Here is an 8396-nt window from a genome sequence, read left to right as displayed (position 1 = left end):
CGCGCCGCGGCCCCGGCGGGCGTCGGCGGCGCCCGGCCGCTGGCCGCGCTGAACGGGTCCGCGATGAGCGCCCGCAAGGACAGGGCGGCGACGGTGTGGTCGTCCCTGACGGGCGGCGGGCGGACGCTGGCACCCGGCGTCGGCCACGTGTGGCTGGACGGCAGGGTCCACGCGACGCTGGACAAGAGCGTCCCCCGGATCGGCGCGCCGGCGGCGTGGCGGGCCGGGTACACCGGCAAGGGCGTCACGGTGGGCGTCCTCGACTCCGGCATCGACGCGACGCATCCGGACCTGGCGGACGCCGTGGTCGCGGAGCGCGACTTCACCGGCGGCGGGAACGTCCGCGACGGCAACGGGCACGGGACGCACGTGGCCTCGGCCATCACCGGGGACGGCGTCGCGGACACCAGGTACCGGGGCGTCGCGCCGGACGCCCGGCTGGTGGTGGGCAAGGTGCTGGGCGACGACGGCTCGGGGACCTTCTCGTCCCTGATCGAGGGAATGGACTGGATCGCCCAGCAGCACGTCCGCGTGGTGAACATGAGCGTCGGCGCGTGGGTGGCCGGTGACGGCACCGATCCGCTGTCGGCGGCGGCGGACGCGCTCACGGCCCGCACCGGCACGCTGTTCGTCGTGGCGGGCGGGAACGAGGGAGAGGACCGGTCGGTGCTCGCCCCCGGCCTCGCCGACTCGGCGCTGACCGTCGGGGCCGCCGACGCCGACGACTCCGTGGCCTCCTTCTCCAGCCGGGGACCGCGAAGGGGCGACGGCGCGGTCAAGCCGGACGTGACCGCTCCCGGCGTCGGCATCACCGCGGCACGCGCCGCGGGCACCTCCGAGGGCGAACCGGTGAACGACCGCTACACGACGATGAGCGGCACGTCGATGGCCGCTCCGCACGTCGCGGGCGCCGCCGCCCTCCTGTTCCAGCAGCACTCCGGATGGACGCCCGCCCAGGTCAAGGCCGCGCTCATGACGACGGCCACGCCGAAGAACGACGTCTCCGTGTTCGCCCAGGGCACGGGCCGGATCGACGTGGGCCGGGCCGTGGCGTCCCGGATCTTCGCCGACCAGGGCAGCGTCTCGTTCGACCTCACGCGGACGGCCGCGGTGAGCCGTCGGGTCCAGATCCGGAACGAAGGCGACACGCCCGTCCGGCTGGACCTGGCCTTGAAGATGACCGGTCCGGACGGTGAGGACGCGCCCGCGGGGATGTTCACCGTCAGCCCGGCCGCCCTGGACGTTCCGGCCGGTGGCACCGCCGAAGCCACGGTCTCCGCCGATCCTGGCAAGGGGCCCGTGGGGCGCTACAGCGGCGCGCTGACGGCCGTCCGCGGGGACGCCGAGGTGCTGCACCTGGCGGTCGGCGGCGTCCGCGAGGCCGCGTCGCACGAGATCCGGCTGACGGGGACCGACCGCAACGGGAACCCGGCCGGGACGACGATGGAGACGCTGCCGTGGGTGTCCCTGACGGACCTGGCCACGGGAGAGGCGGTCGAGGGCTACTACAGCGGGCACGGCGTGGCCGCGCGGGTGCCGGCGGGACGGTACTCGGTGACCGCCGCGATCTTCACCGGCGACACCGACGCGGCGCTGTTCTCCTATCCCGAGGTGGTCGTCACCGACCACGACGTCGCGCTCACCGCCGACGCCCGCCGCGCCCGGCGGGTCGCCGTCCGGGTGGACAGCCGGACGGCCGTCCGTTCCGGCCTCGACGAGATCGGCGTCACCGAGACGGTCGCGGGAGTGCAGCAGTCGTTCGGCGTCGCCGTCGAAGGCAAGGTGGGCCTCTCGGCGATGCCCATCGAGAAGGTGACCGGACGCCGGTTCGGGTTCTACCACGTGGCCAACTTGGCGGAGCCGGACGGTCCACGCGCCTACCACCTGCAACGGCTCGTCGGCCAGCGCATCCCTGAGCGCCTGGACTACCGCGTCGCCGACACCGACCTCGCGTCGGTCGAGTCGGTGTACCACTCCGACCGTCCGCTCACCGGACAGCGCCAGACGATGGCACTGGTGCCCGGCGTCTTCTTCGGGGCGGGCTATGGCGAGTACTCCGTCCCGCTGCCCGGCCGGCGGACCGAGCTCTACACCGCGGGCGCCGGGCTGTCCTGGAGCCGCGCCCTTGCCGGGACGGCGGACGACGGAGGTTTCAGCGTCACCGGGAACCCGCCGTCCACCGCCAGGCCGGGCCGGACGGCCTACCACTGGAACGCCGCCGCGCCGGGCTCGGTCGGCGCGGGGATGCGCAAGGCCAGGAACGGTCCGATGATCTTCAACACCTTTCCGCTCGTGCCGGCGGGCGACAGGGACGGCCTGAGCGCCCCGACGACCGCCCGGACCGAGGTGTCGCGCGACGGTGTGCTGCTCGGCGCGGCGGACTCCGACTCCCTCCGCGTGTCCACGCCGCCCGGCGAGGGGCGTTACACCATCCGCTCGACCGCCGACCGGACGGCGTCCTGGACGGGCCTCGGCACCCACTCCGAGACCGAGTGGACGTTCCCCTACACCCCGACGATGGCGGCCCTGGAGGAGCCGCCCATGTTCGCCGTCCGCACCGAGGGAGCCTTCGACCAGAACAACCGCGCCCCGGCTGGAGCACCGTTCGAGCTGGGCCTGCGCGTCACGGACGGCCGTCGGAACACGTCCGCCGCACCGCCGCGTCTCACCGACGCCACCGTGGAGGCGTCCTACGACGACGGCAAGACTTGGCAGCCCGCGAAGGTCACGGCCACGGGCGACGATCGCTGGAAGGTGTCCTTGACCCACCCGTCTGGCGCTGGCGGATATGTCTCGCTCCGCATCCACGTGTCCAACGACACCGGAACCTCACTGAAGCAGACCGTCATCCGCGCCTACGCGCTCAACTGACACCCCGAGGGGACGGGCGGCCGGAAGGGGCGATCCTTCCGGCCGCCCGCATGTGTGCTGATGGGAAGGGTGCGCGTCATCCCCAGAGACCGGCTGGCCCCAGCCCCCGGAGCGGAGCGTCCAGCTTCTTCAGCCGAGGTCCGAGTGCGGATTCGCCGATGACGCGCTGGCCACGGGTGACGTAGACGGTCAGGCCGGAGCACGCGGCGAAGGGTGTCAGGTCGAGCGTCCGTTCAGTGTTGTGGAAGAGGTACAGCTCGCGGAGGCTCGGGAGGGATGCCAGCGGGGATAGATCGCCGAGGCGGGGGCACTGGTTCAGGAAGATCCCATCCAGGTGGTCCAGACCGCGCACCCAGTCGAGTCCGCCGACCTGGGTTTCCGACAGGCTCAGCTGCCTGAGGCTCTGGAGACGTCCGAGTGGGCCGAAGTCCTCGATCTGCTGGCAGGAGTCGAGTCCGAGGTAGTCGAGCGGGTGGTTTGCGACCAGGGCCGGGACGTCGGGCCAGGCAAGGGCTGACAGGCGGAGGTTCTCCAGGGCGGGGGCGGACGCGAGGGCTTCGCGCAGCACCTCTCTGCTGCTGAGGTTGCCCAGGCCCAGAGTTCTGATGTCGGTGAGCGACGGAAGCTGGTCGGCGGTGGCCAGATGGGTCGCGTTGTGCAGCACGAGCGTCCATAGAGAGGCGCAGGAGTGCAGCGGGCTGTAGTCGCGTACATGGCTGCAGTTCCAGATCCTCAGCTGCCTGAGCTTCGGCATCCCGCGGAGGAAGTCGAGGGATGCGGCCTCGACCGCCGTGCCCAGGGTGAGCCCGTCGAGCTCGGGCATCGCCGGCAGTCGCGCGGGATCGATGTGCGCGGACGTCGGGCCGTAGAGGAACAGCGAGGTCAGGACGAGCCGGTGGTGGGCGAGGAGATCGATCCCCGAGCCTTCGTCCAGGTACACGTACATCTGCTCGCGTGGCGGAATGGTGAGGAGCGCCCGCAGCTGATCGGCATCGTCGACGTACAGGAAGGAGTCCGCTGGCATGTGGCGGAGGACGCGGTCGGCGAACTCGGAGGCATCGAAGTAGCTCCACGCGGCGGCGAGTTCGCTGGACACCTCGTGCCGCGCGTCCGGGGCGTAGCGGGACAGCACGTCGAGGGCTCTCGGGCCGTTGATGAGCCAGGCCACCTGGGCCGCGGCCTGGGCGACCTGAGCCGACAGCTTCATGGTGGAGGTGGGGAGGGCGTCCAGGACGGCCTCACCCGCCGTCGCCAGGGAGCGGGCGGCGACTTCGTCTCGCGGCGGGACGAGCTCGGTCAGGCAGCGGTCGAAGGCCGGGCGGAGGTCGGACGGGATGGCCGGAAGGGTTTCCAGGCACGCGACCAGCAGGAGCTTCAGGCGGCGGGCATGGCCGGGTTCGGCGTCGATGCGGGCGAGCAGGCCGGTGATCAGGTCGCGCCGGAGGGGTTCGTTGGCGTGGCCCGCGGCCATGATGACGGTCTCGCGCCACTGATCGCGGTGGGCCTCGCGGACGAGCAGGTCGATGTCGCCGATGTCGGCGGCGTGCTGCGCCGTCAGGTACTCCTGCACGGTCCGGTGGACGAAGTCGATGCGCCCCGGCACCGGTTCGCGCAGGACGCCGCTGCGCTGCAGCAGGGCGTCCAGGACGTCGGATGCGTCCGCTCCGACGTTCGGCATCGCGGCCAGGCGGTCGGCGATGAGGCGTTCGACCATCGGCTTCGGCAGCTCGACGCGGTTGCTGGTGGACAGGCTCCAGGCCAGGTCGCGCAGGATGCGGATCTTCTGGTCCTTCTCCAGCGCGACCGTCTGGGCGCTGGGCACGCCGCGCTTGGCGTCGCGGGTCTCCAGGAGCAGGTCGAGCGCCGCCGAGTAGAGGCCCATGCGGTCGCGGGGGAGGGACTCGCGGTCCAGGTTCAGCGCGCAGAGCATGGCGGCCAGGAGCGGCGTGGACGCCAGCATGCGCAGGTGCGGGGCCGCCTCGAAGCGGGCCAGGAGGCGCGACTCGTAGCCGGGGAGGCGTTCGGGCTCGCAGGGGAGTTCGGCGCAGTCGCGGACGGCGGCGTGCCAGTGGCCGATGAGTTCGCGCAGGTCGGCGGGGCTGAGCTGTTCCAGGAAGGCGGTGCCGAACCCTTCGTCCCGGAGCCAGTCCGCCGCCGCGGCGGCGGGACGCGAGGTGACGAGCACGCGGATGCCGGGGAAGTCGCGGACGAGGCGTCCGACCCACTCGCGGACGGCCTGCCGCTGCGGCACGGTCACCTCGTCCACGCCGTCCACCAGGACCAGGGCGCGCCCGGACAGCAGGACGCGGTGGACCCAGCCCTTCGGCATGAGTCCCGCGAGGTTGCCCGCCGTGTCGTCCAGGAACTCCTCGGGCGTCGGGAGCCTGCCGCCCGCGTGGCTGCGGAGCTTGACGAGGAACGGGACGAGACCGCGCCAGTCGGCCAGTTCGTCCGAGAAGGAGCCGCGTGCGGCGGCGATCGCGAGCCAGCGCAGGAGCGTGCTCTTGCCGCCGCCCGCTTCCGCGCGGACGAGGAGCAGGCGGTGGTCCTTGAGCGCGGTCTCGATGCGGACGGTGCCGCCGGTCCGCTCCTCGCGCCACTCGGAGCGCGGGACGGGTTCCTGACGCCGCCGAGTCCGCTCCTGCTCCTGTGAGACGTTGAGGCTGATGTAGGCCACGCTGAGGCTCGTCCTGGGACGGCTCATGCGCTCGAACCGGACGCCGAACAGTTCGAGTAGGTCCAGGGTCTCGCTCAGCGACGACAGGTAGCGGCGGGTGAACTCCTCGTCCTCGGCGACGCCCTCGGGCGCGGTCAGGGAGCGGGCGGGCATCCGGGCGAGGAGCGTTTCGACCTGTTCGGCCAACCCGGAAAGGCGGGAGAGCGTCTCCGCCGACGCGCGGGGCGCGAACTGGGGGAGGTGGGTGACGATGCGGGCCAGGCAGTCGCAGCACTCGTCCAGCACGACGTCGTACAGGCGCGCGCCCGCTTCGCCCAGCTGGAAGGACGCGTCGCGCGCGGGGAGGGTGCGGCGCAGGCGGCGGGCGAGTTTCACCGGGTCGGCGTCGTCGGCGAGGAGAGCCGTGTCGGAGAGGTCGGCCCGGTCCAGGGTGAGGACGACCTGGGCTAGCACCGCCTCACGGTCGCCGTCGGTGAGGCCGCGGTACTCGGCGCGGCAGAACTTCAGGAGCCGGTCGGCGACGGCCGTGGCGATGTCCTCGAACTGCGAGACGGCCTTGCGCCGCCGGAGCTCGTCCGCGTAGCCGACCCGGATGAGGTCGACCAGGTCGGCGGAGCGGTCGAGGCGGGCCGTCCGGCCGGACAGCACGCGGCCGAGCACGAGCTTCGCCACGGACTTGCCGACGCCGACGGCGGCCAACTCGACGGACATTCGTTCAGTATCGCCCGTCGAGTTGGGCCGTTGTGTGGTGTTTCGTCAGTCAGTCGGTCAGAAGGAGGCGGGCAGGCCGAGGGCGCGGGCGATCAGCATCCGCTGCACCTCGCTCGTCCCCTCGCCGACCTCCAGGATCTTCGCGTCGCGGTAGAAGCGGCCGACCGCGTACTCGTTCATGAAGCCGTAGCCGCCGAAGATCTGCGTCGCGTCGCGCGCGTTGTCCATCGCCGCGTTGGACGCCGCGAGCTTGGCGATCGCGGCCTCCTTCTTGAACGGCTCGCCCTTGAGCATCTTCGCCGCGGCGGCGTAGTAGGCGAGGCGGGCGGTGTGCGCGCGCATCTCCATGTCGGCGATCTTGAACTGCATCGCCTGGTACCTCCCGATCTCGCGGCCGAACGCCTCGCGCTCGCGGACGTAGCGCAGGCACTCGTCCACGCAGCCCTGGGCGAGGCCGACCGACAGCGCCGCGATGGCGATGCGGCCCTCGTCCAGGATGTGCAGGAACTGGGCGTAGCCCCGGCCGCGCTCGCCGACCAGGTTCTCCGCCGGGACGCGGACGTCGTCGAAGGACAGCTCCCGGGTGTCGGACGCCGACCAGCCGACCTTGGAGTACTTGCGGCCGACGGTGAAGCCGGGCGTGCCGTTCGGGACGAGGATCGTGGAGATCTCGTTCTCGCCCGTGTACGCCGTGACGGTCACGAACGCGGTGATGTCGGTGCCGGAGTTGGTGATGAACGCCTTGGAGCCGTTGATGACCCAGTGGTCGCCGTCCAGCCGGGCGGTCGTGCGCATGCCGCCGGGGACGTCGGTGCCGCCGCCCGGCTCGGTCAGGCCGAACGCCGCCAGCCGCTCGGCCGTCGTCAGCTTCGGCAGCCACTCGCGCTTCTGCTCCTCCGAGCCGAACCGGTAGATCGGCATCGCGCCGAGCGAGACGCCGGCCTCCAGCGTGATCGCGACGGACGAGTCGACGCGCGCCAGCTCCTCCAGGGCGAGGCAGAGGGTGAAGTAGTCGCCGCCCATGCCGCCGTACTCCTCCGGGAACGGCAGGCCGAACAGCCCCATCTTGCCCATCCCGTCGACGATCTCGTACGGGAACTCGCCGCGCTCGTACAGGTCGCCGATCACGGGGGCGACCGTCTCGCGGGCGAAGCGCTCGACGGTGCGGCGCAGCTCCTCCTGCTCGTCGGAGAGGGTGAAGTCGATCATCGGTTACTCCTTGGGCGCGAGCGCCTGGACGACGCGGGACGGGGAGGGGCGGCCGAGCCGGTCGGCCATCCAGAGACTCGTTTCGGCGAGTTTGCGCACGTCGACGCCTGTCTGGACGCCGAGTCCGTCGAGCATCCAGACCAGGTCCTCGGTGGCGAGGTTGCCGGTGGCCGACTCGGCGTACGGGCAGCCGCCGAGGCCGCCCGCCGACGCGTCCACGACGGTGACGCCGGCGCGCAGCGCGGCGAGCGTGTTCGCGAGGGCCTGGCCGTAGGTGTCGTGGAAGTGGACGCCGATCCGGTCCAGCGGGATGCCCGCGCCGACGACCTCGCCGATCAGCGCGGTGACCTGGCCGGGCGTGCCGACGCCGATGGTGTCGCCGAGGCTCAGCGCGGAGCAGCCGAGGTCCATCAGGCGGCGCGCGACGGACGCGACCTGCGCGAGCGGGACGTCGCCCTCCCACGGGTCGCCGCAGACCATCGACACGTACGCGCGCACCCACAGGCCCTCGGCGCGGGCGCGCCGGACGACCGGCTCGAACATCGCCAGGGACTCGTCGATGGTGCGGTTCAGGTTGCGCTTGGCGAACGTCTCGGTCGCCGAGCCGAAGATCGCGATCTCGGTGACGCCGTTGGCGAGCGCCCGGTCGAGTCCGCGCTCGTTCGGCACCAGCACCGGGTACCGGTTCAGCGGCGAGCGCGGCAGCACGCCGAGCAGCTCCTCGGCGTCGGCGAGCTGCGGCACCCACTTGGGGTGGACGAACGAGGTGGCCTCGATCGTCGTCAGCCCCGCGTCCGCGAGCCGGGTGATGAACTCGGCCTTGACGTCGACCGGGACGATCGACTTCTCGTTCTGCAGCCCGTCGCGCGGGCCGACCTCGTAGACGGTGACGCGCTCGGGAAGCCCGTCGAGCGGTACGCGCATCCGG

General features: G+C 72.2%; 4 protein-coding genes. 1 reads left to right on the top strand and 3 read right to left on the bottom strand.

Annotated elements, in window-relative coordinates; all coding sequences use genetic code 11:
• Positions 1–2871 (top strand): S8 family serine peptidase (locus tag DZF91_RS38245; RefSeq protein ID WP_117361906.1); only part of this gene is annotated, 2871 nt, incomplete at its 5' end.
• A 76-nt stretch (positions 2872–2947) separates the two neighbouring features.
• Here DZF91_RS38245 and DZF91_RS38240 read toward each other — a convergent pair.
• Genes DZF91_RS38240 through DZF91_RS38230 form a run of 3 tightly spaced genes read right to left on the bottom strand, consistent with a single transcriptional unit; the run spans position 2948 to position 8392 of the window.
• Positions 2948–6259 (bottom strand): NACHT N-terminal Helical domain 1-containing protein, encoded by a 3312-nt coding sequence (locus tag DZF91_RS38240; protein WP_117361905.1) that lies wholly within the window; start codon positions 6257–6259, stop codon positions 2948–2950.
• 57 nt (positions 6260–6316) lie between these two features.
• Positions 6317–7468, bottom strand: coding sequence for an acyl-CoA dehydrogenase family protein (locus DZF91_RS38235; RefSeq protein ID WP_117361904.1), 1152 nt, complete (start codon positions 7466–7468; stop codon positions 6317–6319).
• A 3-nt stretch (positions 7469–7471) separates the two neighbouring features.
• Entirely contained in the window at positions 7472–8392 is a 921-nt protein-coding gene (locus tag DZF91_RS38230; protein ID WP_117361903.1) for a hydroxymethylglutaryl-CoA lyase, read from the bottom strand.
• Positions 8393–8396: the final 4 nt, after the last annotated feature.

It is taken from the genome of Actinomadura logoneensis (assembly GCF_003428695.1).
GTDB classification, from domain to species: Bacteria; Actinomycetota; Actinomycetes; order Streptosporangiales; family Streptosporangiaceae; genus Spirillospora; species Spirillospora logoneensis.
Note: the sequence above shows the minus strand (reverse complement) of the source record. Positions and strands in the feature narration are given on the sequence as shown.